Below are 25,941 nucleotides of genomic sequence, written 5' to 3'. Positions count from 1 at the left end.
ATTTTGCATTTTATACTTCATATAAGAGTTCCTCCTAAGAATTGGTTTACTTGTCTATAATCATCTTAGCGAGGGACTCTTTTTTTATCAAACTTGAAATTTAACGCTCTACAGGAATGCTAACCTGCCCATATTTGATCACTAAGCAAAGTCCTTCTTGAACTAACGCCTCCATTAGCTTAATAAGATTTTATAAGCCCCTTAAGCCCCTATTTGTATTAAGCCATTCATCTCTATTCCAATCAGCATCCATTCCTCCCAATGGTGGAAAAGATAATTTACCATCATTAGATTGAACAATCCCTAATAAAACCGTACCTTCAATTAGAAATCGCCATGAATTTATTTGTATAATGTCTAAAATATGAAATGCAATATCAGGGTGTTTCTTTGTGAAAATATCATAGTTCCTAAATGCTAATACAAAGCCTTTATTTTTAGGAATCATATCAGATAAACAATCATTGAAAGCATCTAAATTTTCACCATAATACTCTGGAAATTCAAGAGTTTTGGCTAACTCTTTATGATAATTATCTTTCTCCCATATAGTGCAATCAAATGTATGTATATCAAAACCTTCTAATCTTAGTGCCTCTATATATTTTTTTCATAAATGCTGTTATTCCAAAACAGAGTAACGCTTCCATCCTGCATTAGATCCTTCCAGAATTCTTTTGCCATTTTGCACCTCCAACATATTCCTTCTTCAACTATCCTGCCCCGTTCGTAATATAAGGTTAACCAGATCATTCTGGTTGACCATTTTTTATATGGTTTTATTATAACAGTAGCCGGGGTAGAACGTAACTGCCCGTGGGGCATTGACCCCGTAAAGTAAACAGTTCACCCCCTACTTGTAAAAACATGATTTAGCTGGTTGGGACATGATCCCGTTTAACAAGCGAAGCTGTGATATTACAAGATTGGTTAGGGGCACCGGCGAAAACTATTTAGGGAGGAGATATTTAATGGATCCAGTCGTAGGTCTGGATGTATCTAAAGGGGAAAGCCAGGTTCAAGCATTTCTGGACAAGAAAAAGCCTTACCGTAAAAGCTTTAGTATTGATCATACGCGTGAGGGATTGAGTTCATTATTAGAATTCCTAAAGCATTTGAAGGAACTAACAGGTCAATATCCTTCGGTCATTTTGGAGTCTACAGGGCATTACCATACGCCTGTTGTTCAATTTTTAGAAGAACATAATTATTTATTAATTATCGTTAATCCTTTGATTTCGTTTAGAGCTAAAGGCTCTAACCTAAGGAAAGTAAAAACGGATGCAGTTGATGCTTATGTTCTCTGTGAGCTTTATTATAAAGAAGAGTTAGACTCCCACAAAAAGAGAGGGATAAAGCTATTAAACTTGCGTAACCTCACAAGGCAGCATGAAAATATAACAAGCAACCACATGCAAACAAAATTACAATTTCAAGCTGTATTGGAACAAGTATTCCCAGAATATAACGGGGTATTTGGAGACCTGTATTCAGATGTGTCCTTAAGGACACTACAAGAGTTTCCTGCATCAGAAGATATATTAAATACTAGTGAAAATCAGCTGGCAAATCGAATCTCTAATTTATGTACAAGTCGTTCACAAAAATGGGCTTATGAGAAGGCACAAAAACTTAGGGAAGCTGCAACTCGTAATCCATTTAAAAAGACAATCTATCATAGTCACCTGTTGAGTTTGGAGTTGTATATAGATATGCTTCTTCAATTCAAAGAGCATCTATCAAAGTTGGAGGCTCAGATAGATGCCCTAGCTAAAGACATTGAAGAATATAAGGTAATCCAATCTATTCCTGGAATTGGTGAAAAGATTGCCGCCACAATCATTTCAGAAATAGGTGAAATAGATCGGTTTAATCACCCTAAAAAACTTGTAGCATTTGCCGGTGTCGATCCTAGCGTATTTGAATCTGGCAGATTCTCCGCTACGAGAAACCGGATTACAAAAAGAGGTTCTAGTAGATTAAGACATGCCTTGTATTTAGCTGTTCGGTGTGCCATACGTGATAAACGCAAAACCAAAACAAGCAAAGAAACATTCCCTCGCAACAAAAAGTTAAGGGAATTTTATGATAAAAAGCGTGAAGAAGGAAAGCCTTTTAGGTTAGCTGTTATTGCCTGTGTAAATAAGCTTTTACATTGGATATTTGCCTTACTCAAAAACAAAACGACTTTCCAGGATATAGCTTAATAAACAGATTGTAATTCACTATATATAACTAAAATATACAAAACCTTCCAACATATTGGTGGAAGGTTATTTGGCATGCACAAATTTAGTATATCATATGTTTTTTTAGATTTTTATTAAAAAAAGTTGACAAACTATTAGCTGGTTTACTTTAAGTACAATCCTTCACAAATTTTGTAATATATTATATAAATTTTAACATATTTTTCTATTTATCCTTCGTTTAATTTCAGCTCTGAACAAATTCCTTGATGAATTAACATCAAAAATAAAACACGTGATTCCAGTGCGAATCACGTGTTAAATAAAATATTTATCGTTATGACCCTGCCTCTTAACGGCACCCGTTATAGTCACAGTTACCTTTTTTATGTCTGATCATATTTATTAACTTCATATAAATCAATTAACTCTACATCTGGGTGATTATCCTGGAACCAACGCAAGGCAAAGTCATTCTTGAACAATACGACATTGTTGCCTTCACGGTCTTGTACAAGCATGTTTCGTTCATCAAACAGAGCCGTATTGACCTTTTCTTCATTCAACCACCTTGGTACACGCTCTCCAATCGGTTCTAAGAGGACTTCCGAATTGTACTCGTTTTGCATGCGATATTTAAATACATCAAATTGAAGTTCACCAACTGCACCTAAAATGTAGGATTCTGTCTTATATTTTTTAAACAGTTGAATGGCTCCTTCTTGAACGAGTTGCTCTATACCTTTCTTGAACTGTTTAGACTTCATCACATTTTTAGCTGTTACCCTTTTATACTGTTCTGGTGGGAATTGAGGTAATTCATCATATTCAAATAATTCCTTACCTTCAAGTAGCGTATCTCCTATTCGATATACATTTGGATCATATATTCCAATAATATCTCCTGCATATGCTTCTTCAATATTGTCTCTTGATGAAGCAACAAACTGTTGTGATTGTGATAAATTAATTGTTTTTCCTGTTCTGGCTAACTTAACACTGATTCCACGTTCAAATTTCCCAGAACAAACTCTTAAAAATGCCACTCGATCTCGGTGTTGTGGATTCATATTGGCCTGAATTTTAAATATAAATCCTGAAAAATCAGGGTTACCCGGTTGAACCACGCCCTCAGTCGTTTTTCTTGGTGCAGGTGGTGGAGCCATTGAAATAAAGGTATCAAAAAACGTTTGAACACCGAACGGAGCTAATGCACTTCCGAAAAATACGGGCGTTTGTTCGCCTTTCAGAACTTGATCAATTGAAAACTGATCACCTGCTTCATCTAGTAACGCCACCTCATCTTGTGCTGTTTTAAACTCGTCGCTGGACACTAATTCTTCATATTCTGGCTTCTTAAGTTCATCATATGGAATAAACGTCTCTTGTTCATTGCCGCTATAATGAACAAACTGATTGCCATCACGATCAAAAATACCTTGGAATCGTTTCCCCATACCAACTGGCCAGTTCATAGGATACGTTTCAATGTCTAATAATTCTTCAATTTCTTCTAATAAATCAAACGGTTCTCGCCCCTCACGGTCTAATTTATTTATAAAAGTAAAAATAGGAATGCCTCGCATACGACAAACTTTAAATAGCTTTTTCGTCTGAGCTTCAATCCCTTTTGTTGCATCAATAATCATCACTACACTATCCACTGCTGTTAATGTACGGTACGTATCTTCACTAAAATCCTCGTGACCTGGTGTATCCAGTATATTCACTTGAAGTCCTTTATAAGGGAAGTTCATCACACTTGATGTCACAGAAATACCACGTTGCTTTTCAATTTCCATCCAATCTGATGTCGCAAATTTTCCAGATTTCTTCCCTTTAACCGTTCCGGCCGAACGAATTAAGTTACCAAATAATAACAACGTTTCTGTTAATGTTGTTTTCCCCGCATCAGGGTGTGAAATAATCGCAAACGTTCGACGCTTACTCGTTTCTTCTTGTATTGACATAATAAAAAATCCCTTCTATTCATTAGTATTTTTTTATTTAACGGGATTTTAACTTACATGTTATGATTCTCCTTCTTCTCTAATTTCACTTTACCAATATACTACATCACACTATAAAATTCACTCTTTAAAAGGTCTATTTTTCATCTTTCTTCATTTGACCTAATAGACTATAGTAATTAGAAAATTTAAGGAGCACACCAAATGAAAAGTTTATTTTTTATCGTTTTAGGTGTAGTGGCAGGAGTAATTACGACAATATTGTTATTAAATTATTTAGGTCAAAAATCTATAGAAGATGCTACTAATTATTCTCAAGATTTGCCTAATGTAGTTGAAACCTCGAACCAAAAATCATCAAAGGAAATTATCCAAAACGACACTGAAGAAGCTGAGGAAGAAGAAGCAGATACCGGTGAAGATAAAGATGAATCAACATCATCTAATCAGGAAGAAAAAAGTCAATTAACTGATGAACAAATCATTCTAGAATTATCAGAGCAAATTGTTAATGCTTTACACAATAGTGATATGAACACCCTAGCTTCTTTTGTGCATGGTACAGAGGGGCTCTTATTTTCGCCATATATCTATATTCAACCTAACTCACAACAGTTCAATCAAGGCGATATTCCAACGTTATTAAACAATACAAATATCTATAACTGGGGAACTGAGGATGGTACAGGAAATCCAATTGATTTAACTCCTCAAGATTACTTTAGTCGATATGTTTATAACAAAAATTATTCTAATCCAGATGAAATTAAGTATGACGAATATATTGAACGGAGCAGCATGATCAATAATATTTCTACCTACTTTAACAATGTACATGTGGTGGAATATTATGTGGAAGGACAAATGGATTTAGATTGGGGGAGCCTGAATTTAGTCTTTAAACAAGATAATAATGGGGACTGGAAATTGATCGCCATTGTTCATGATGAGTGGACAACATGATTGTTTGATCAGCTAGTCATTTTCTAAACAAACACCGTTAACCCAAAAAACTTATCTATTAATCTACAATTCGTACGTTTAATCTAAAATAATTCATGTTATTTCTAAAATTTAAACTGTTATTCCTAAAAATGTTAAAAAAAGCACCACCTTCATTAAAAACGAAGGTGGTGTTCTTAAGTTTCTTCTAATTCTTTTTCAGCTCTATAACTTAGCCGGTTGTGTTCATTTCCCCACTCAACTAAGTGAGTTAGCAAGTATTCTAAGTCGCGTCCGTAGTCAGTTAAAGAATACTCAACTTTCGGCGGAACTTCAGGATAAGATTTTCTGTTTATTAAACCATCTTCTTCTAACTCTTTTAGTTGCTTAATTAGGGTTTGATGTTTAATTAAAGGTATTTGTTTTTTAATCTCACCAAAACGTAGTGTACCACTAGTTAATTTATATAAGACGACAGCTTTCCATTTACCGCACACCACGTCTAGCGTCGTTTTAATGTTTTCTAAATCCTTGTCCATTTTCCCCTCGCCTCCTTGGTATATTAAAATATACCACTTTAAAACATTTTCTAATCCTTTAAAATGAATAGGAGAGACTTTTCTCACATATGAAAGGGGAATTACATGAGAAATATTGACTTAATGTCACAAGCTGGACAATTTATAATCGAGCATAAAAATGATATATTAGAGCATCTTCTTAATGAAGAGCATAGTACACAAATAAAAGGGCTACTTGGCCACCTAATCCTATTAATTGGAGACCGAATATCTTTTGGTGACCATGCAATTACTCAGGATGAAATTAAAAATAGTGGTTATGACATTCAATGTACGAATCATAGCAAGAAAACTTTTCTGGACTTTGTCAATATACTACCATCAGTCAATACATCGATTTGGGATGTTATTACCGAAAAACAACGAGAGAATGTCCTGGATTCTGATAGTAAATTATCATTAAATCAAGAAATTGAATCGACTATATTATGTTTTAATGCTGGTTTTGTAAGTGCAATTGTTGAAGAAGATTTAATGACTTAGGTGAAAGTCCTTCAAATTTAATGTAGTTTGCTTCCCAAGTAAATCATTTGCAATTTCTAACCCCAAGAATGGTCCGCTCGTTATTCCAGACGACCCCAATCCATTTGCGATGACTACATGTTCATTTTGAGGTAACTTACTGATAATCGGATGACCTGAAAAAGCATTCGGTCTAAATCCTACTCTCGATTCAATAAATTTTGCCCCTTCTAGCCCTGGAGCAAATTTAAAAGCAGTCTTTAAAATTTCATATACACCACTGGCAGTACTTCTAGAATCAAAATCTTCATTAACTTCATGAGCAGACCCCACGAAAACCTTATGATTTGAAAAGCCGACAATATATTTATTATTTGGCAGCATAATGGCTGGCCACTGAGATGGATCTTCATCAGGCACTTCTAAATGTAAGATTTGAGTTTTTTGAGAGCTCACTTCAATATTTATGCCAATTTGATTTAACAACTGCTGAGCCCATGCACCATTTGTAATAATAATTTTGTCGGCTTCAAATAGTTGATCTTTAACTCGAACTTTATTGCTCCCAATTAATTGTGCAGTTCCTTTCAATAGTTGTGCCCCATGTTTTTCGGCACCTTCCACAAGAGCTTGTCTAAATACATCACCATTAACTCTTGCGCCACCATTTACATGAACAGCTCCCATACGATCAGACATAAACGGCCACTGACGTTGGATGTCTTGTCCGCTTAAAATGGTTAAATCACCAATATCAGAAGCATCTTCACGCCTATTCTTTGCATCCTGCACCATTTTGTGAAGCTTATCCTCACTTTTATGTAAATGAATGGAACCCACTCGCCCATAACTCGTATTTGTAATTCCGTCTTTCTTCAGTTCATTGATAAGTTCAGGGTAGTACCTGGCACCATTTTTTATCACTTCATAAGCTTTTGGGTTATATTTTTGAGATAACCAAGGACTTACAATCCCTGCAGCTGAACGTGTTGCTTCTCCATAGTCTTTCTTGTCTACTAATATTACAGAGGCACCGTTTTTAGCCAAATGATAAGCGGTTGAAGCTCCGATAATGCCTGCGCCGATTACTATAAAATTCCTCAATAAGATTACTCCTTTTAGATATCCTTTAACTTCATTTTAAAGTAATTATTATTAGATTCATAATTAAAAGCCATACCATCATACATCATGGCATGGCTACTTAATCAATCAACATCAAACTAAAAACCCTACTTCTTTTGTGGTTTATTTAATAAATCTAATATTTCTTCAAAGGCTTCCTGATTCTTCTTAATTATTTGATCAACCCCATGTATTCCCTCACTAATTTGATTTGGTGGTTTTGTTAGATTATCTAGGTAACAGTACGTCATCAGCATATTCAATGTTTTTCTTTCTAACAAAAAAACACTATTGTCTTGTTTGTTGTTATCATTCAAGCCTTCCAAGTGTTTAGTAATACTATGAGAAATTAACTTATTAATGAGTTTCTCTCTCAGCCTTACTCATTTACTTCACCTCGGCTTTCAAACTGACCACTTACATTGATTTGATTAACAGAAGCTAACTCTTCACAGTGTTCTCATTAAGTTCATCTAGCTTTTGTTGTAGCTGTTTTTGACTCAAAGAAGTCTCACCTCAACAGTTAAGATTTTTAATAAATTTCTCTACCAACCATATGACTAGTTATTAGTCGATATTTCTATAATTTCCACAAAAAACAATAATAGCTATGCTTATTAAGGCATATAAATATTAAAAAAGTATTCACTAATTTTGGATATAAACTATTGAAAATCTATCACAATTTTAAATTGGTAAAATATTATAAATTAAAGGATGACGCTTATGGTTCAATTTAAATATTATAGTAATCGTCATTATGACTCAGAAAACAAGCTTTTCACTCGCAAAATAAGTCAATCGCGATCGACTAATAATATAGAAGATTTATGGATGAAACTATTTGAATATAAAGAGAAGATTTACTTGATAGAAAGGGTGATTAAACAGATGGAAGAAGGAAAAGAACCGAATAATGAACAGTTATCCTTAGAAGAATTAACAAAAGAAATAAAAATAATAAATCGATCGATAGAAGATATGCAAAACGATATAACCATTATTAAAGAACGAATAAAGAAAATTAACCTTAATGTCATAGTTGAAGAATTAAGTGACCTATTGAATGAACATCATAAAAATCAAGAAAAAAATATTCAAACATATCCTGTTCAAAGTACCAACAGACAAAATAGTTACCAACTAAAACCTCGTACGTCTGAATTTAGACAACTACAACAAATAATCTCTTCTTCAAATGTATCTAATTCTAAAAAAAAACTCTTATTAACAATCAACAAGAGTATTTAAATCCAATAAAAAGTCAAACACCACCAACTCAACAAGTTAATCAAACACAAGATAAAACTAAGAAGGATAAAAAACAAATTGACAACAAGCAATTACCAGATGGTAATAATTTAAATCATCAAATCAATAAAGTTGAAGCACATACTAATTTAGAACAGTCACCAAATCCAACACTAAGAAAGCCCAAACCGAAATCACCAATTCATTATAAAAAATTATCCCATAATAATGCCGGTAAGAAAATGACACATTCAGTAAAAAGTAAACCGAAAGAAAATAATAAATCTATAAATAAAACTAAAAGTCAAGTTAGTAAACATACGTCTAATCAAAGTATTCAACCTATTGATCAACAGATATACAGTAATTTTAATAATACAAGTCCAAATCAGAATAATAAAAAGAAGTTTAAAAATTTAATAACTTCTTTATTTTCCCAGGGTAAATAAAATGAAATCGGAAATAATATTACCTCAAATTTGTTATGACGAAATCATAAATCAATTGGATTCTAATCTACCATATGAAGCTTGTGGTTTTTTAAGTGGAAATTGTAATCAAATCAAAACTGTTTGGCCGTTAATTAATCAATTACAATCTAGTAATCGATTTTTTGTTGATAAAAAAGTGGTAAATATGACACTGGAACAAATTAATATCAAACAAGAAAAATTAATTGCAACCTATCATTCACATCCAACGACTTTACCTACACCCTCTTATTCTGACCTTAAAAATCATATGTCTAAAGATATTCTTATGATGATTGTTTCATTTAAATATCAAGATCCTATTATGAAATTGTTCAATATTGATAAAAATAATTATTTTGAATGCCTATTTCGTATTAAAACATGAACAACGTCCATTCTAATTAGAATATTGAAAATTATAATAACCTATCAAGACAAAAAAGGAGCTGTAAGCATGAAAACTTATAAGTCGAAAAATACTCTTAAAAGGATAAAAGCAGTCAATTCTTTCAACCATTCGATACAAAAAACTAGTAGAAAATCTACTAAAAAAAGTGACTGTGGGTGTAGTAAGTAAATAAATTCTTATATAGACCTAACTCCTCCTCAATATATGTTGGAGGAGTTAAATATTTTATAATTTTTTAATAGTTTGCTATTTTACAGAAATGTGTATTTTAATTAATTTTAACTAATTTTGTAAAAAATCAGCTCTTTAACTATCCACTAATCTATTATCTACATACCTTATGAATATATAAATTAATATAATTTATATAAATTTTGGAGGTGCAATATAAAAAATGAATAACAATTTTACTGGCGGTCAAGAGCTAGTCTGTATTAACACCACAAAAGTGTATGACTGGGTTATTAACGATGCTAACTTTGACTTAAATGTTACAGATTTAGATTTACCAGAAGACGAAGGGGTACAATTAACATGTGATGATATTGATACTGAATCAGTCACCTGTGAGGTTCAACCATCAGACCCCGCAATAGAAGAACTCAATAGAGAAACACGTACGTTTACAATTGGTGATGAAGACGTTGAACTACAGGTAGTTACTCTCCGAAAAAACTTTGAAGTTGTATTCACATTACCATTATTAGCTGGTGGATCTGCAGAGGTATCAGCCCCTTTCGCACGAAGTGAACAAGTAATACTATGTGCTCCTGATGATACTGAAATTGAAGTAACGTTTACTGAGCTCGATTGTTTCATAGTTGATCTTGAATGTGACCCTACCACTACTCCTAATAGTCTAGACGCTGTTGTGAATGTACGTCTGTGTCAAAGTATTCAATCAACATTCGATGTAACACTTGAATTAATAGCTGACTTCTGTCAACCGCGTGACATTTTATCATTCCCACCTTGCCCAACGCCAGCTATCCCAGAAACGTGTACATCTCTATTTCCAAACAACAACACACCAACAAACAATTAATTTTGTCGCCAAGATCAAGTAATTCGTTCGAACAACACTGGTTAAAAACAACAAACAAAAAATGTGTAATTTAAAGATCTATACGTTCTTAGGGAATTTAAAGTAATTTAACTATGCATAACCAATAATCCGTACTATGAATAACATTTATGATTCATAGTACGGATTAAAATTGTGAAGTGTAGTTTCGCAGATCATTACATTCTTAGCAAATATATCTAAATAAAACGAAAACTGTATCACATCACAAGGGATGTGATTTTTTTATGGAATTAAACTAACTAACTTTTTAAATTATCTAACCTGTATATCAGTTAAGCAAAATAACTATTAGTCTTACGATTTACAACATGTTCATGAATTAAATTTTTTTGCACCAAATAACAGCTTTCACCTATAATACTTAATAAACTTTCCATACGAGTAAATTAATGTAAAAAATATCGTTGACCAATTTTATTTTTTATATTTTATAATAAAGTGTCACGAACTTTTTAATTATTCGTCTTATTAAGTGAAAATTGATTTTCGGAGGACATTCGCATGCGAAGAAGTGAGATTATTTCCGATTGGTACCAACAATATCATAATGACGTATATAACTTCCTTGTGTATTACACTGGAAAATTGGATACAGAGGACCTTGTTCAAGAAGTGTTCATTAAAGCTCTGCATGGCATTGGTGGCTTTAATGGCGAGTCAAATCCAAAAACGTGGCTATTCAGTATTGCCAGAAACGTGGCAGTAGACGAAGCTAGAAAAAGAAAGCGACGTGGAATGGATCAAACAGTGACATTGGAGAATTCACCAGAACCACCAAATTATCAAACACCAGATACGATTTTGCAAAACAATGAAAGAAAAAGACAGATCTATGAATGTATCCAATCACTTAAATCAAATTATAAAGAGGTGCTTATTTTAAGAGGCATCAAAGAGCTGAATGTAGCTGAAACTGCTTCAGTTTTAGGTTGGACTGAATCAAAAGTTAAGACAACCTATTCAAGAGCCATCAAGGCTTTGCGCTTGAAACAAGGAGGATTGCACGATGAGTGATGATCAAAATCATAATCGTCCGTTGGAAGAAGAGTTGAATGAGTTTCCTAATTATGAAATGAACCCTAAAAAAGCTGATGAAATCTACGAGAACGTTCTCAACACTGCTCGGCAGATGGACATAAAAGACCAAAGGAGGAACACGATGAATAAAGTAGCAGTTGCTTTAACAAGTGTTGCTGCTGTAATTGTTATCGCTTTTGCATCGATAAATATGTTCGATCAAGTTTTCACCAATGAACTTAATGAAAGCAGTAGCACCGCAGAAAATAGTGCTGATGATGGTGGTTTCGATGCATCGAGTGAAGATTCAACTAACACTAATGAAGACTCTTCAAGTGACAATGCAGACACGCCAGAGCTCTCAGATGAAGAAATAATTAAACAACAAGCTGATGAGGTGATTAACCACATCGCTCAGAAGAACACGGAAGATTTATCTAAGATGGTGCACGAAGAAAAAGGATTGCTATTTTCACCTTACGTAAATATAAGTGAACAAGCACAAGTCTTTAATCTAGAACAAGTCGATAATTTCTTAAATGATTCTAAGACTTATACTTGGGGTACGCAAGACGGAAGTGGAAAACCCATTGAATTAACCCCTGCTGATTACTTTGAAGAGTATATCTATGACAGGGATTATAAAAATGCAGATGAAGTTCTTTACGATGAAAATAAAACTCGTGGGACGATGAAAAATAACATTAATGAGGTTTTTCCTAATTCAAAAGTGGTTGAATATTACATTGAACCCAGTGAAGAAGGCGGAATGGACTGGAATAGCTTGAACCTCGTTTTCCAAGAAAACTCTGAAGGTGAGTGGAAATTAGTAGCGATTGTTCACGATCAATGGACAATATAGAATATAAAGCATGTTGGATTATCACCAACATGCTTTTTTAGTTATTTCTCCACATTTAAACCTTTCACATTTATGGTAAAATATTCATCAGCCCTAATAAAAATTCAACTAGAACAGGAGTCAACATGGAAGCAAAAACACACATCATTTCATCCTTAACAATCGCTGCAGGCATCTCTAAATATTTCGCCATCCCATTTACTGCCGGTTATATTATCGGAACAGCAATTGGTAGTGTCCTCCCCGATTTAGATAAACGGGATTCCTTTATCGGTAAACGTTCATTTGGACTAGCCCGAATCATTCAGATGGTCTTTGGCCATCGCGGGTTTACACATTCGTTATTTTGCTGGGTACTGATCAGCATTATTTGTTTGAATTATCCTTCTGCTTTTACATACGGTTTGTCCATTGGCTACATCGGACATATTATTGGAGACTTTTTTTCAAACAGAGGTGTGCCCTTGCTTTACCCGATAATTAGAAAGCCTTTTAATCCAAGTTCATTCATTACCTATCGAACTGGTGGGACTTCAGAATCTTTAGTTTTAGTCGCTTCAATTATTATTTTACTCATCATGATATTAGATGGACCTTTGATTAATGAATTCGTGCAATCAATAAGAGAGAAATTCTAACTAATTAGATCCGACCATAAATGCCAAGGGAAGTCCATAGGTGGTTGCGATACCACTTTTACTTCTTCCTTTTTGGTTGGGTGTTCAATCGTCAATGAATGTGACCATAATGCGATTTGTTGGCCTGGTTTATTTACCTTCTCCCCATATTTTTGGTCACCATAAATTGGCCAGCCACGTGAAGATAGCTGAACGCGAATTTGATGAGGACGGCCTGTGTGTAAGAGAATATGAAGTAAGCTAAGCCCCTTGTTTTCCCCTAATAATTCATAATCCAACAGTGCCTTTTTAGCTTTTTTATTTTTATGAGAAGATGTATAGACCTTGTTTTCCTCTTTATTTTTAATAAGAAAATCTTTTAATTGATCTTTATGTTTATTAGGTCTTCGCCTCACTACAGTCAGATATTCCTTATCAAATACATTACGTCTAATTTGATCTGATAAACGAGATGCCGCTTTGGATGTTTTTGCAAAAACCATCACACCTCCAACTGGACGATCCAATCGGTGAACTAATCCTAAATAAACATTACCTGGTTTCTCATCTCTTACTTTTATGTAATCTTTAAGCGCTGTTAATAGATCTTTATCTTGTGATTGATCAGCTTGTACCGGTACATTAACTGGTTTTTCAACAAATAATAAATGATTATCTTCATGCAAAATTCTAATATCCATTCTGGTAACTCCTTTTTCAAGTATGCCCATAGAATATCATAATGCCCTATTAATTTTAATTTATTTGAGTCTAATCGTTTCTCGAAAAATTGTCGCAATGTTAAAATGATTTCGACATATACATTTGGGAGGAGACTCGATATGAACGATTATTTAATCGTGTTAAACAAAGATCAAGATACACTATCCGTTGTAGATTTGAAAAGTAAATCAGTCATGAAAACAATTGCTACGTCACACAACCCACATGAAGTAGTTGTGACGAAAGATGGTAAAAAAACTTATATTGCCTGTTCATTAGGTAACAAACTAGATATTATGGATAATAGTAGTTTTGAGATAATAAAAACGATCGAACACCCTGATTTCAAATTTCCGCATGGGGTTGATATTACGCAAGATGGTAAAAAGTTATTCCTGGCTTCTACCTTCTCTAGTAAAATTTTTGTAATCAATACTGAGACAGATGAAATCGAGAATGTTTTTCCGACCTATCAGAAATATTCTCATATGATTTCATTCTCACCAGATAGTCAAACTGTCTATGTACCAAATATCGCGAGTCATAATATTACAGAGATTGATGTAGAGAGTGAAAAGGTTGTGAATCATTTCCCTGTTGGAAAAGGTCCTGAAGGTGTCGCAGTTCATCCGAATGGCAAGCTTCTTTATGTTGCCAATCAAGAAGAAAACAATGTGATGGTCATTGATTTAAAAACATATGAAGTACTTAACAAAGTAGGTGTTGGCGACTGTCCTGTACGATTAGTATTTACTCCGGATGGAAATTACGCCTTAACGGCTAATCGCCACTCTCATGATGTGTCGGTAATCCAGACTGAACAACATATAAATGGCATCACAAGACCATGGGAAATCAAACGAATTCCAGTTGGCCGTTGGGCAGGTGGTATCGCCATAAATTCAGAAGGGTCAGAAGCTTATGTTGCGAATAATAAAACGAATGACATCTCTATCATTAACCTAAAGACTTTAAAAGAGGAAGATCGCATTGATGTGGGTATCCACCCTGATGGGATTTCGTTTTTAACTTTATAAATTAAGAAGACTCCTTTTCTGCATTAAACAGATAGGAGTCTTTTTTCATTTACCTGCCTTGTAATTTTTCATCAACTTCTTGTGCCACTTCTTCGGCAGTCTTTCCGTCACAATTAATGACTGACCCATCAGAAGTTGCATCACTCATACCCATAACATTTTGATCTTGACCTGAAATGCAGCAACAATCACATTCAGCTGCATTATCCCCTGTTAATGTTACACATTCATGACCTTTTTGTTCCAAAGCTTCTTTAACATCTGTTAAATTATCTTCAACACCAATTCTCGCCATATTCTCACCTCCATTTTCCCAATCGTTAGTTTGACTCATTTTTGGGAAAAATATGCAAGTGAGTTTAATTATTCATATGCCTTTAAACCTTGAACAGGTTCAGCTTCTTTAATAGCTCGTATGATGGCTTTTTCCATCACTTGTGTCGCTAAGCTACCTATTAGGTCGAGTGAGTAATGCTCTCCACCAGTAGCAATGGTAAAAATGGTGTCTCCATCATACATCGTATGCGCTGGATGGATGGTACGTCCAATCGCATTTTGAGTAATTTGCGATATTTTTTTAGCCTCAGCTTTTGATAAATAAGAATTAACAGCAATCGCGCCAATTGTTGTATTCTGTCCCACACGACCATGCGATTGTGCTTGGTTCAAAATAAATTCTTCACTATCAATTATTTCACCACTCTCTGGATGAATGGCACCTGCTAAAATCTCACCTGTTTTGGGATCACGTACATCTCCAAACGCATTAACAGCAACAAGTGCGCCAACAATTAATCCATTATCAAGCTCAATCGCTGCACTTCCAAGACCACTTTTCATACAGTGTTCAAAGCCCATGACTTTTCCAACGGTAGCACCGCACCCCGCCCCAACATTTCCTTGTTGAAATATTCCTCGAGCTGCTTTCTGTGCGGCATTATAACCCATTTGCTGATCAGGACGAACGTCAGCATCACCGACAGCTAGATCAAACAGAATGGCTGATGGGACAATCGGTACTTTGGCAACTCCGACATCCAGCCCAACACCTTGTTCCTCTAAAAATTTCATCACGCCACTCGCGGCATCCAATCCAAAGGCACTTCCTCCAGATAAACACAGGCCGTGAATTTGATTGACCATATTCACTGGGTCTAAAAGGTCGGTTTCCCTGGTTCCTGGTGCTGCACCTCGTACATCTACACCCGCAGTAGCCCCATCTTCCGTTAATATAACCGTACAACCAGTTAAAGCTTTTGAGTTTTCATGGTGCCCTACTTTGATTCCTGGAACGTCAGTAATATTATCAAAGCTCAACGTTACACCTCCAAAAACTATTAGCTCTTTTGTGTGTACTTCTAGGCACCATCTTGGTTTCCCTTCTTATATGGTAATATCGATAAAATTTGATCTTTTTTAAATTGACGTACAGCTCTTTTGGTGTAACAGAAGCCTAAAATATAATGTTCATAAATTTTCATGACTCGAATGATTCTTTGTGAATATTCGCCTTGTTCATTCACATATATCATTTCTAGTCGCTGTTTATTTTCTTTAGCTCGAATGAGCAACTGATCCATATGATCAACTCCAAAAAGAACATTTGTTCGCATTATACCACAACCACTTAACATTTATAAGAAAAACAGTAGTTTTATACTCAAAATATTAAACCTGCAGAGTAGCCCCTGCAGGTTTAGATTATTGTTCGATGACTTTTTCAGTGACTTCAGAAATAAATGAATTGATTTTCCTTACCGTTTGTTTCACTCGATCTTCAAAAAATAGCACATTTGTAAAGTAGCCATGAACGACACCTAACTCCAGCTTCGCATCCATTTTAACTCCTGCTTCTTTTAACCTTCTTGCAAAAGCCAGCCCTTCATCTCTTAGTACATCATTCTCCGCTACAATGACAATTGAAGGTGGCAAACCACTAAGGTCCTCACAAGTTAATGGTGCGACATATGGGTTATAAAAATCTTCTTCCTCACGAACATAATGCTGGCCAAACCATTTCATAAGGTCTCGATCCAGACCATAACCTTCTGCGAATTCATCATAAGATGATGTATCGTAACTTAAATTAGTTACTGGATAGACTAAAACTTGTGCTGCTATAGGTGGACCTTCACGATCTTTTGCCATCATCGAAACCGCCGCAGCTAAATTACCACCAGCACTATCTCCCCCTATAACCATGTTAGATACATCCCCATCAATTTCGATAGGATTTGCATAGACCCATTCTAATGCTTCATAACAATCCTCAGCTGGTGTAGGGTATTTATGTTCAGGTGCTAACCTGTAGTCAACTGATATTATTACTCTATTTAATTCGTTGGTTAAAATGCGACAAGTTGAATCAACAAAATCTAAATCGCCTAACACCCATCCGCCACCATGGTAGTAAATGAAGACTGGAAATGGCCCTTGTCCTTCAGGTGAATACACTCGAACTGGAATCTCATAACCATCACTAGCAGAGATCGTTATGTCCTCTACATTCGAAACTTCTTCAGGGACATAGTCTCCTAAAGGCATTTGTTCAAAAAGCGCTCTGACCTCTTCCGGCTCCATCGTCGAAAAATCTGGCATTTCTTTAAATAGCTCTAAAAATATTTTAGATTGCTCATTTAAGTTAGCCATAGACACCATCCTTTTCTAAGTTTGTTTTATTATATTGAGGACAATTATTATTTAGAAGTTAAAATATGTACTAAAATACCTATTCGTAATGAAAAGTTACTAAGATTTAGCTTTTATTAATTACCTTGAACAGCTATGAGTCAGACGTTTATATAAATTATAGAAATAAGCAAATAAATTTTTGGAATAAGCAAATAAAATTTAAAAATAAGCAAATATTTTTTGGAAATAAACAAATAAATTTTCGATAAAAGCAAATTATTTTTAGGAAAAAGCAAATAAATTTATCCATTAAAAAAAGCCAGCTAAATCTTTAGCTGGCTTCCTCTCATTATTATCTAATGGCACAACGGTTTGGCCCGGTTTCCATTTCACGTTGCTTCTCATCTTCGGGATTTTGTTGTCCCATATTTGTTTTTCGAATATCCTCATAAGAGTTAGGCTGAGGCGGCAAGTTATCTGCAACTGCGTGACGAAACTCATCTTCGTCTTCAATATTTAAGCCATGATTTTCTTTATACAGCTGTCCTAATTTTTCAGATACACTACCATCTTCATTCATTTCTTCAATACTCATATAATGCGCTGGCAGCACTAATAATTCCTGCGACAATTTCTTATAACGCGAATATAAAGTTTCTCTTAAATCTCCTACCCAATCTTCAGCTTTACCTGCTAAGTCAGGACGTCCAATAGAATCAATGAAAAGAATATCTCCTGTCATGAGATATTGATCATCGACGATATACGATGTACTTCCAATCGTATGTCCCGGGGAATAATAAGCTTTGATTGTTGTATCTCCGACCTTGATTTCGTCCCCATCTTCTATTGATTTGTACTCAAATTTTACGTCACTAGCATCTTTTGGTGGTAAATAGTAGTCGGCATCATGCTCGTCTGCCATCGGTTTTCCACCTGAAATATGATCAGCATGTAAATGTGTATCGATCACATATTTAATATTGATATTTGTATTGTTTAAAAATTCATCGTACTGATTAATCATTCGATTAGCATCAATAATCGCGCCTTCTCCATTGGATTCAATGAGGTAAGACAGGCACCCTTTTCCAATTCGAACAAATTGATAAAGTTTTCCGCCTGCTAATGATCCAATTTCAATAGGTTCTAAGTGCTCACTAAAAGCCTGCATACCGCCTTCAACCGAATATACGTTATCATAACCTGCATCCGCAAGTTTCTCAGCAGCCATTGAAGAAGTTTTACCTTTAGCACAAATCACATAAAAAGGTTCATCTTTAGGTACGTCAACTTCTAAGGCGTTTAAATCATCTTTAAACTCTGAAAAAGGTTGATTACGTACATCAACGTTTTTACCTTCTACTTTCCAATCGTCAAATGCATCTGTTCCTCTTACGTCCAGAATAAATATTTCTTCTCCATTAAAAATCTTCTTTGCTAATTCTTTTACTGGAATATTTTTTACTTCTGACAATCTTAGCACCTCCAATTAAGACTTATAATACCTATACCCGTATTTATTTTTTCTCAATCGGACCTTCCCATTCAAGCATTCCGCCAGGCATATTCTTCACTTTATATCCCTTTGTCATTAAGTAATCTGTTGCTTTTCCGCTTCGACCACCTGAACGGCAAACCATAATGTGTTCAGTGTTTTCATCAATCTCATCAAGACGCTCATGTATTTCTCCTAAAGGAATGTGTTTCGCTCCAGGAATTTTTCCTTCAGCTACTTCTTCCTCTTCTCTTACATCGATTAGGCTTAAATTTTCATTGTTATCAAGTAAATTCTTTACATCATTTGGTTGAATTTCTCTGTGTGGCATATAATGATTCCTCCTATTCATTCTAATTTAATGTAACTCATTAAAAAGTAAGTTATACCTCTAAACATAAAATAAGCTCTTGAAAAGTTCAAGAACTTCAGGTTTGATCTTTTAAATCATTTATTTCTTTTTCAACTTTTAACATTTTCTCTTCAAGTATTAATATTAGCTGATTTCTCACAGATGAATATTCTATTTGTGTCTTTTCTCGAATAATAACATCTAACCAGTTTAAGATATTTTTTATTAATAATTGATGAAAAGCTTCCTCAATCGAAGTTGTCTTTTTGTTATAATTATGCTCATTTTTTGGATCTGTTTGTAAATTATACTCAAAATGAGTAGGGGCTAACTTTTTATTTTCTAAATTTCGATTCTCTACTTTAATTATTGATTGACTATTTTTAATTTTTAGTAATTGTTTGTATTTTCCTTGTAATTTGTAATACTCTGCTTCTAAACTTTTTAGTGTTTCTTTAATTTGATTGAGATTAGTTTGATGAAGTTGATTCTTTATCTTATTTACAATAATACGTTTTTTATATTCACCTAATTTTCCTTCTAAAATAGTTACTTGATTATTTAAAATAAAGTTTTGTTCATTTAATTCTTTTACTTCTTGTTTTAGACAATCTAGCTCAATGAATGGGGAAGCTTCTTGATAAGTTTTTAGTTGTTTCTTATATTTATTTAATTCCGATTTAACATGAATTAATTGTTGCTTCAATATAATTGGATCAACTGATGATTTAACCATTAATCGTCCATCCTTTAAAATTGGTAGTTATATATATGCCCACCCATTCAAAGAAGTTCAAATTTAAGAAAGTTGATCAAACAATTCTTCAAAAGCTTTCTTCTGATTCTCAATCATCTTTTTGAGCTTATTATGAATAACATTTATTTCATCTGATTTAACATCTTCATGATTATTATCAACTAGTTCATTCTCGTTTTTCAGAAGAAAAATTGTAATTATTAGTTGTATAATATCACTATCTAAGAACAAATAGCTGTTGTCACTTTTGTTCTTTTTCAGTTTTTCAAGTTGTTCTTGGAAAGTTTGGTGGACTAATTTTTTTATTATTAGTTGCTGTTCATTATCCATTGCTCTCTCTCCCTTCAACATTGCCATTGACGCTTACTCCATTTATAGCATTTAACCCATTAGGATATTCATCACTATAAAAATAACCCTTAATACTTGCGCTATACTGTTTTATAGCATTCCATTTAATCTGAAAATTAGAAAACTTTATTCTTTCATTAGGAGGTATAGACTCATTATTAACTGGTCGAAGCCAATACTCATTATTGTTTTCCGTTTGTGTAAATCTTTCCCATGCATCTGATTGGTTTTTTAAATTATTATGATTTGGCTGAATTATCTTTCCCATCATATTGAAGCCTTGGTCAGTCGGGATATTTAGACATATGTACGGATTATGAACAGCTTTTTTGCTCAAGTTTATTACATTAAATGAACAGAGCATAATGTTTTCCTTATTTGCACAGTGTGAAATATTAAATGAATAAGTAAAATAACAAAGTACACTTCCACTGGAAGTTGATTCTTTAATAGCAGACACACGATTTTTCATCTGATTTACGTATTTCTCAGTCTGGTCATCAAGTTCTTCAATTAAATTATTTAACATATTGAAATGATCTTCACCCATGCATTTACACTTCCCCCAAATAATAGAATATTATAATAAAGCTTATGCACATTAGAATGTGTAATATGATAAGGTTATTTTACTAGACGATGAGGAGGGTCAATGTGAAAAGGTATCAGCTCTATAATCTAGATGAAGTTGAATACATGAAATCTCTCTTAGAACAATACCAGAGGTTATTAGAGTTATTATACAACAGTCCTCAATCATATGATTTTTTAAAATTTAACTCTAATTTAAAAGAGCAAAACAAACGTTTAAGTAAATTAGAAGATACATATGAGAAGATTATGAACAACAACAATCTAAACCATAAAAACTCTACAATTGATGCAGACAAAATTTTAATTGATATTCAACAAACATTAAAATCCATTCAAGCTGATGTCAGTCAGATTAAAATGTCATTACCAAATGAAACAAATACTCCTGATAAAGCTAAACAAATAAAGTCACAAGCTAATTTGTCCTTCCAACAATTAAGACATCTAATTAACTCTTCTGAAAGTATTCAACAAATTCCTACTAAACATTTCCGGAACAATACTTATAAATTTGTAAAAGCAAATCGAAATAAAAGTAATAACTTCAGACCAAACCAGGTTCCTAATGTGAAGTCGAAAACTCAAATTAATGAACAAACTTCTCAATCACAAAATGTAATACAGAGATTTCTGTACAGTTTTTTTAAAATTAAATAAGGCCTGAAACTGTTTCAGACCTTACCATAAATTAAGATGTAGCTGTTTTCTTTTTATTATTTGTTGATTTCTTTTTCTTAGATGTTGTAGTCGATTTTTTCTTGGAAGCTGCCGCTGTCTTTTTCTTTCCTTTTTGCGTTTTGTTAAGGGACTTTTCCAGGGCTTCCATTAAATCTGTCACATTATCTGGTGTTTTAGGCTCTTTGGCTGTAGAGATTTCTTCTCCAGCCTTTTTCTTTTCAATTAAATCTAATAAGGCGGTTCGATATTCATCAGTGTACTGTTCAGGATCAAATTCAGTACTTAGCTGTTCAATTAGCATTTTAGCCGTTTCTAACTCTTTATCATTCACATTAGTTTCTTCAGGAACGTTAGGCACTTCTTGAAAATCTCTGACTTCATCTGGGTAATGTATCGTTTCCATGACCAGGGTATTGTTGTAAATACGTACGACCGCAAGATGTTCTTTAGATCTAATGGTGATCTTAGCTAAGCCTATTTTACCTGTATCTTTCAATGCCTCTCTCAATAATGAATAGGCTTTTCCTCCACCATCGTTTGGTGATAGGTAATAACTGCGGTCAAAATAAATTGGATCAATTTCCTCTAACTTGACGAAGTCCATAATTTCAACGGATTTATCTTCATTCGCATCTTTAATCGATTCTAAATCTTCATCTTCTAAAATGACAAATTTATTTTTGGTGTACTCAAATCCTTTAACAATGTCATCATTGCCTACTTCTTTTTCGCAAACTGGACAAACCTTTTCATATTTAACTGGCGATTGACATTCCTTATGCAAGTTCCTTAACTTAATATCTTTATTTTCCGTTGCTGAATGTAATTTTACTGGAATATTAACTAACCCGAAACTGATAGTTCCCTTCCACATTGTATGCATTCGATCACCTCTTTTGGGATTAGTTTTCACGTTGTTCTAATAATAATTCAAGGATTAGAAAAAATAATGAATGGATATTGGAGGAATGTTTATGTGGAAACCGATGTTACCGACATTAGTTACTGAAGCACCTACTCAAAAGAAATGGGTTTACGAAGTTAAATATGATGGATTTCGTTGTGGATTAGAATGGACAAATAATGTCATTAAGTTATGGAGCCGGAATGGTAATGATTTAACTTCATCGTTCCCGGAAATAGTAGATTGGTGTAAACAACATGAAAAATACATAAGCCATTATTTACCGCTTTTTTTAGACGGTGAAATCACTATTTTAAGAACTGAATTCCAAGCCATCTTTCCTCTGATTCAACAGCGAGGACGATTGAAATCCAAAGAAAAGATTAACAAAACAAGCCAAACTAGACCTGCATGTTTTTTAGCATTTGATTTACTTAAATCCGACAATCAATCACTTGCCCAAATCAGTTATAAAGAAAGACGAGCTAAACTAGAAGGAATTTTTTATCAACTTGAAATTAATACCCTTAACATTTTTAGACCCGTGAACATCGTACAGCAATTTAAATCGATTAATGAGATTTCAAAGGTGGTTAATTTACATCAAAGTGAAGGTATTGTAGCCAAACAAACAACTTCAAAATACGTCGAAGGAAAACGAACGAATGAATGGGTAAAGGTTAAAAATTATCGCATTATACCTGGAATAATAACTGGGTGGGATGCTAATAACAAATATTTTAAACTTAGTTATTATAAAGAAGATGAATTATTAACTTTAGGAAAAGTTAAAAACGGATTTCCGACACACGAAAAGAATACCCTGTCCACTTTTATTCAGGAAAATGGAGAAAAATTTAATCGAACGACCTGGTCCGTTCCACCGAGTGCATGCATTGATATTAATTGTCTTGATGCACATGAGGCAGAATTAAGAGAACCTTCCTTCCATCATTTTCGGTTTGACCTTGAACCTGATCATTGCACAAATATCATAATTCAAGAAGGATTAGCTCAATTACCACCAGAAATTGAAATTTCCAAGGCAGATAAGCTTTTATTTCCTAACATTAATAAGCGCCAGTATGTTTTGTATTTACGAGAAGTTGCGCCTTTCCTTTTGCCAAAACTGAATAATAAGCGATTAACGATGATTCGATATCCTGATGGCATCAATGAGCATTTCTTTTATCAAAAACATTTACCTGATTATGCTCCAGATTTTATTGAAACTATTTCAGGTGAAGATGGTGATGAAGATATACTCTGTAATGATTTGAGGAGTTTGCTATGGTTTGGTAATCATGCAGCACTTGAGTTTCATGTCCCCTTCCATACTATTCACTCTGAATATCCGGATGAAATGGTTTTTGATTTAGACCCACCTTCTCATCATGAATTTCATCTAGCGATCAAAGCAGCTCAATTAATTAAAGAAATGGTGGAACATCAAGGTTATAGACCTTTTGTAAAAACTTCTGGTAAAACTGGGTTACAAATTCACATCCCGCTTCAACCAGAAAGTATGACATTTGATCAGACACGTGAATTTATGGAAGCCGTTGCCCATGTATTAGTGGATCAATACTCTGATGATTTTACAATTGAACGATTGAAAAAAAATAGGGGCAAACGCCTTTATATTGATTATGTTCAACACGCAAAAGGAAAAACCATAGTCGCACCTTACTCTCCGCGAGCTACTGAGGGTGCCACAGTGGCAACACCTCTATTTTGGGATGAAGTAAATGAAAACCTTAATCCTGCAAACTTTACGATAAATAATGTCACTCAAAGAATCAAACAATTAGGTTGTCCTTTTTCAGCGATGTCTGATTTATAATTGCTAGTCATGTATAGAAAAACTTACTCAGGAAAAATTATGAATTACGTGTACTCAATTTAAATAGTTTGGGTGAAAAGATGAAATTTTTGAAGAGGTTTCAAAAATCTAACCAAAAACAACAAAGTGAAGTGGATCAGACACTACCTGATTTGATTAAGCAGTTTGAAGGGTCCAAAGATTTTAAACAATCTAATATAATTGTTGGACAACCTATGACTCTGTACTATTTCTCATCTCTTGTAGATGATGCTGCCTTACAGCGTGACGTTTTACCATATATTCAGAAAAAAGAATTTCAAAATCTTGAGGAAATAAAAAATACGATACCAATCGAAGCCTCAGAAATAACAAATGACATTCGGACCATACAAAATAAAATCTTAACAGGTTATTGTATGCTACAGCTTAAACACAATGAAACAGTGCTTTTAATAAAGGTTAAGAAAGAAAAATCAAGAAAAGTCTCCATTCCCGAAGTAGAATTCACTGTAGTTGGACCAAAAGAAGCGTTTGTGGAATCGTTGGATACAAATCTCAATCTAATTAGAAAACGATTACCCATTCCGGAGTTAAGAGTAGATGAGTTAACGGTCGGTAAATTAACAAAAACCAAAGTAGCTATATTATCAATCGAAGGCATCACTAATGAGGAAAATTTAAATACTTTAAAACAGAGAATTGAAGATATTGAAATTGATTCAATCATTGATAGCTCATATATCGTTCAACTCATATCAGACAATCACCATTCACCATTTCCTCAACTCGTGGATACTGAACGGCCTGACAGAGTGGTAGCTGTCTTATCAGAGGGTAAGGTAGCATTCTTGGTTGATGGGGCACCACATGGAATCATTGGACCAACAACCCTTGTGGAATTCTTTTCAGCTTTTGAAGATTATTTCTTAAATTGGATTGTCGCCTCAATCTTTCGCTTAATTAGATTATTCGCCGTTATGTTTTCAATACTAGTAACTCCAATATATGTTGCTGTATTAACCTATCATTATGAGATGATTCCAAAAGACTTGCTAGGAGTTCTTGTTACTTCAAGAAGAGAAATACCATTGCCACCAATACTTGAGGCCATATTTTTAGAATTGGCAATTGAACTTTTACGTGAAGCTGGAGCAAGACTGCCTACCAAAGTCGGTCAGACGATCGGTATCGTAGGAGGTATTGTTATTGGTACCGCTTCAGTAGAGGCCGGTTTAACAAGTAATGTTCTATTAATTATTGTCGCTCTAGCTGCCTTGGCATCTTTTACAACACCTGTTTACAAAATGGGTAATACCATCAGGCTAATACGCTTCCCTTTCTTGTTTATGGCACACTTTTGGGGGCTTTTAGGTGTTTCGATTTCTTTTTGTTTTGTTATGGCGCACTTATTAAGATTAACATCTCTTGGCAGACCTTTCTTAGAGCCAATTTTTCCACCAAGAGTTAACGATTTGAAAGATGCATTTGTTCGTTTACCATGGTCCTTTCAGTCTAAACGACCTATAGAAACGCAAGCTCAAGATACAATTAGATTTAATCAAAAGAAAGCGAAGCAAAAAAAAGAAATAGATGAGTAGGGATTGCT

General features: G+C 34.1%; 28 protein-coding genes. 13 read left to right on the top strand and 15 right to left on the bottom strand.

Going from position 1 to position 25,941, the window contains the following annotated elements:
- Positions 1 to 190: 190 nt before the first annotated feature.
- Entirely contained in the window at positions 191 to 550 is a 360-nt protein-coding gene (locus E3U55_RS12705) for a barstar family protein (RefSeq protein ID WP_228547564.1), read from the bottom strand.
- Positions 551 to 971: 421 nt separating this feature from the next.
- Between E3U55_RS12705 and E3U55_RS12700 the strand changes: the two genes are divergently transcribed.
- Positions 972 to 2,207 (top strand): IS110 family RNA-guided transposase, encoded by a 1,236-nt coding sequence (locus tag E3U55_RS12700; protein ID WP_134340856.1) that lies wholly within the window; start codon positions 972 to 974, stop codon positions 2,205 to 2,207.
- A gap of 368 nt (positions 2,208 to 2,575) precedes the next feature.
- Here the strand turns inward: E3U55_RS12700 and E3U55_RS12695 are convergent, their stop codons facing one another.
- Complete coding sequence (locus tag E3U55_RS12695; RefSeq protein WP_134340855.1) at positions 2,576 to 4,159, bottom strand: peptide chain release factor 3; 1,584 nt, start codon at positions 4,157 to 4,159, stop codon at positions 2,576 to 2,578.
- A 204-nt stretch (positions 4,160 to 4,363) separates the two neighbouring features.
- On the opposite strand from E3U55_RS12695, the gene E3U55_RS12690 reads away from it, so the two are divergent.
- A complete protein-coding gene (locus tag E3U55_RS12690) occupies positions 4,364 to 5,122 on the top strand; it encodes a hypothetical protein (protein ID WP_134340854.1) in 759 nt (252 codons plus the stop codon).
- 176 nt (positions 5,123 to 5,298) lie between these two features.
- On the opposite strand, the gene E3U55_RS12685 is transcribed toward E3U55_RS12690, so the two are convergent.
- Positions 5,299 to 5,640: a winged helix-turn-helix transcriptional regulator gene (locus tag E3U55_RS12685; protein WP_134340853.1), complete on the bottom strand. Its 342-nt coding sequence runs from the start codon at positions 5,638 to 5,640 to the stop codon at positions 5,299 to 5,301.
- Positions 5,641 to 5,745: 105 nt separating this feature from the next.
- Here E3U55_RS12685 and E3U55_RS12680 point away from each other — a divergent pair, with 105 nt between their 5' ends.
- Positions 5,746 to 6,165 carry a hypothetical protein gene (locus E3U55_RS12680; RefSeq protein WP_134340852.1) on the top strand — a complete coding sequence of 140 codons (420 nt, stop codon included), beginning with the start codon at positions 5,746 to 5,748 and terminating at the stop codon, positions 6,163 to 6,165.
- Here the strand turns inward: E3U55_RS12680 and E3U55_RS12675 are convergent.
- The gene (locus tag E3U55_RS12675; RefSeq protein ID WP_134340851.1) at positions 6,154 to 7,248 is read right to left on the bottom strand and encodes an NAD(P)/FAD-dependent oxidoreductase; all 1,095 of its coding nucleotides are present in this window, start codon (positions 7,246 to 7,248) and stop codon (positions 6,154 to 6,156) included. The genes E3U55_RS12680 and E3U55_RS12675 overlap by 12 nt on opposite strands.
- Before the next feature lie 747 nt (positions 7,249 to 7,995).
- On the opposite strand from E3U55_RS12675, the gene E3U55_RS12665 reads away from it, so the two are divergent.
- The 6 genes from E3U55_RS12665 (at position 7,996) to E3U55_RS12640 (ending at position 13,006) form a co-directional block, all read left to right on the top strand.
- Entirely contained in the window at positions 7,996 to 8,520 is a 525-nt protein-coding gene (locus tag E3U55_RS12665) for a hypothetical protein (protein ID WP_134340849.1), read from the top strand.
- Positions 8,521 to 8,970: 450 nt separating this feature from the next.
- Positions 8,971 to 9,378 (top strand): Mov34/MPN/PAD-1 family protein, encoded by a 408-nt coding sequence (locus E3U55_RS12660; RefSeq protein ID WP_134340848.1) that lies wholly within the window; start codon positions 8,971 to 8,973, stop codon positions 9,376 to 9,378.
- 418 nt (positions 9,379 to 9,796) lie between these two features.
- The gene (locus tag E3U55_RS12655) at positions 9,797 to 10,447 is read left to right on the top strand and encodes a BMQ_0737 family morphogenetic spore coat protein (RefSeq protein WP_134340847.1); all 651 of its coding nucleotides are present in this window, start codon (positions 9,797 to 9,799) and stop codon (positions 10,445 to 10,447) included.
- Between the two features lie 543 nt (positions 10,448 to 10,990).
- Positions 10,991 to 11,503 (top strand): RNA polymerase sigma factor, encoded by a 513-nt coding sequence (locus tag E3U55_RS12650; protein WP_134340846.1) that lies wholly within the window; start codon positions 10,991 to 10,993, stop codon positions 11,501 to 11,503.
- Positions 11,496 to 12,368 (top strand): hypothetical protein, encoded by an 873-nt coding sequence (locus E3U55_RS12645; protein WP_134340845.1) that lies wholly within the window; start codon positions 11,496 to 11,498, stop codon positions 12,366 to 12,368. Before E3U55_RS12650 ends, E3U55_RS12645 begins: the two co-directional genes overlap by 8 nt.
- Before the next feature lie 125 nt (positions 12,369 to 12,493).
- Positions 12,494 to 13,006 carry a metal-dependent hydrolase gene (locus E3U55_RS12640; RefSeq protein ID WP_134340844.1) on the top strand — a complete coding sequence of 171 codons (513 nt, stop codon included), beginning with the start codon at positions 12,494 to 12,496 and terminating at the stop codon, positions 13,004 to 13,006.
- Here the strand turns inward: E3U55_RS12640 and E3U55_RS12635 are convergent.
- Positions 13,003 to 13,686: an RluA family pseudouridine synthase gene (locus E3U55_RS12635; protein ID WP_134340843.1), complete on the bottom strand. Its 684-nt coding sequence runs from the start codon at positions 13,684 to 13,686 to the stop codon at positions 13,003 to 13,005. The genes E3U55_RS12640 and E3U55_RS12635 overlap by 4 nt on opposite strands.
- 141 nt (positions 13,687 to 13,827) lie before the next feature.
- On the opposite strand from E3U55_RS12635, the gene E3U55_RS12630 reads away from it, so the two are divergent.
- Entirely contained in the window at positions 13,828 to 14,745 is a 918-nt protein-coding gene (locus E3U55_RS12630; RefSeq protein WP_134340842.1) for a YncE family protein, read from the top strand.
- A gap of 49 nt (positions 14,746 to 14,794) precedes the next feature.
- Here E3U55_RS12630 and E3U55_RS12625 read toward each other — a convergent pair whose 3' ends face one another.
- The 9 genes from E3U55_RS12625 to E3U55_RS12585 all read right to left on the bottom strand — a co-directional run bounded on the left by E3U55_RS12625 (position 14,795) and on the right by E3U55_RS12585 (position 20,884).
- The gene (locus E3U55_RS12625) at positions 14,795 to 15,040 is read right to left on the bottom strand and encodes a YkuS family protein (protein ID WP_134340841.1); all 246 of its coding nucleotides are present in this window, start codon (positions 15,038 to 15,040) and stop codon (positions 14,795 to 14,797) included.
- A gap of 68 nt (positions 15,041 to 15,108) precedes the next feature.
- The gene (locus E3U55_RS12620) at positions 15,109 to 16,062 is read right to left on the bottom strand and encodes a P1 family peptidase (protein ID WP_134340840.1); all 954 of its coding nucleotides are present in this window, start codon (positions 16,060 to 16,062) and stop codon (positions 15,109 to 15,111) included.
- Positions 16,063 to 16,103: 41 nt separating this feature from the next.
- Positions 16,104 to 16,358 carry a WYL domain-containing protein gene (locus E3U55_RS12615; RefSeq protein ID WP_134340839.1) on the bottom strand — a complete coding sequence of 85 codons (255 nt, stop codon included), beginning with the start codon at positions 16,356 to 16,358 and terminating at the stop codon, positions 16,104 to 16,106.
- Between the two features lie 88 nt (positions 16,359 to 16,446).
- A complete protein-coding gene (locus tag E3U55_RS12610; protein ID WP_134340838.1) occupies positions 16,447 to 17,394 on the bottom strand; it encodes an alpha/beta hydrolase in 948 nt (315 codons plus the stop codon).
- A 334-nt stretch (positions 17,395 to 17,728) separates the two neighbouring features.
- Positions 17,729 to 18,853 carry an MBL fold metallo-hydrolase gene (locus E3U55_RS12605; RefSeq protein ID WP_407644117.1) on the bottom strand — a complete coding sequence of 375 codons (1,125 nt, stop codon included), beginning with the start codon at positions 18,851 to 18,853 and terminating at the stop codon, positions 17,729 to 17,731.
- Between the two features lie 43 nt (positions 18,854 to 18,896).
- Positions 18,897 to 19,205 (bottom strand): rhodanese-like domain-containing protein, encoded by a 309-nt coding sequence (locus tag E3U55_RS12600; protein ID WP_134340836.1) that lies wholly within the window; start codon positions 19,203 to 19,205, stop codon positions 18,897 to 18,899.
- Positions 19,206 to 19,302: 97 nt separating this feature from the next.
- On the bottom strand, positions 19,303 to 19,962 hold the full coding sequence (locus E3U55_RS12595; RefSeq protein ID WP_134340835.1) for a hypothetical protein: 660 nt from the start codon (positions 19,960 to 19,962) through the stop codon (positions 19,303 to 19,305).
- Positions 19,963 to 20,025: 63 nt separating this feature from the next.
- Positions 20,026 to 20,313 carry a hypothetical protein gene (locus E3U55_RS12590; protein WP_134340834.1) on the bottom strand — a complete coding sequence of 96 codons (288 nt, stop codon included), beginning with the start codon at positions 20,311 to 20,313 and terminating at the stop codon, positions 20,026 to 20,028.
- Positions 20,306 to 20,884 (bottom strand): hypothetical protein, encoded by a 579-nt coding sequence (locus tag E3U55_RS12585; protein WP_134340833.1) that lies wholly within the window; start codon positions 20,882 to 20,884, stop codon positions 20,306 to 20,308. Before E3U55_RS12585 ends, E3U55_RS12590 begins: the two co-directional genes overlap by 8 nt.
- Before the next feature lie 104 nt (positions 20,885 to 20,988).
- Between E3U55_RS12585 and E3U55_RS12580 the strand changes: the two genes are divergently transcribed.
- Entirely contained in the window at positions 20,989 to 21,585 is a 597-nt protein-coding gene (locus E3U55_RS12580; protein WP_134340832.1) for a hypothetical protein, read from the top strand.
- A gap of 31 nt (positions 21,586 to 21,616) precedes the next feature.
- On the opposite strand, the gene ku is transcribed toward E3U55_RS12580, so the two are convergent.
- Positions 21,617 to 22,489 carry a non-homologous end joining protein Ku gene (ku, locus tag E3U55_RS12575; protein ID WP_134340831.1) on the bottom strand — a complete coding sequence of 291 codons (873 nt, stop codon included), beginning with the start codon at positions 22,487 to 22,489 and terminating at the stop codon, positions 21,617 to 21,619.
- A gap of 91 nt (positions 22,490 to 22,580) precedes the next feature.
- On the opposite strand from ku, the gene ligD reads away from it, so the two are divergent.
- Both ligD and E3U55_RS12565 read left to right on the top strand, forming a co-directional pair.
- A complete protein-coding gene (gene ligD / locus E3U55_RS12570) occupies positions 22,581 to 24,353 on the top strand; it encodes a DNA ligase D (protein WP_194840916.1) in 1,773 nt (590 codons plus the stop codon).
- Positions 24,354 to 24,433: 80 nt separating this feature from the next.
- Positions 24,434 to 25,933: a spore germination protein gene (locus E3U55_RS12565; protein ID WP_134340829.1), complete on the top strand. Its 1,500-nt coding sequence runs from the start codon at positions 24,434 to 24,436 to the stop codon at positions 25,931 to 25,933.
- Positions 25,934 to 25,941: the final 8 nt, after the last annotated feature.

The sequence above is a fragment of the Filobacillus milosensis genome (genome assembly GCF_004402015.1).
In the GTDB taxonomy this organism is placed as follows: Bacteria; Bacillota; Bacilli; order Bacillales; family Alkalibacillaceae; genus Filobacillus; species Filobacillus milosensis.
Note: the sequence above shows the minus strand (reverse complement) of the source record. Positions and strands in the feature narration are given on the sequence as shown.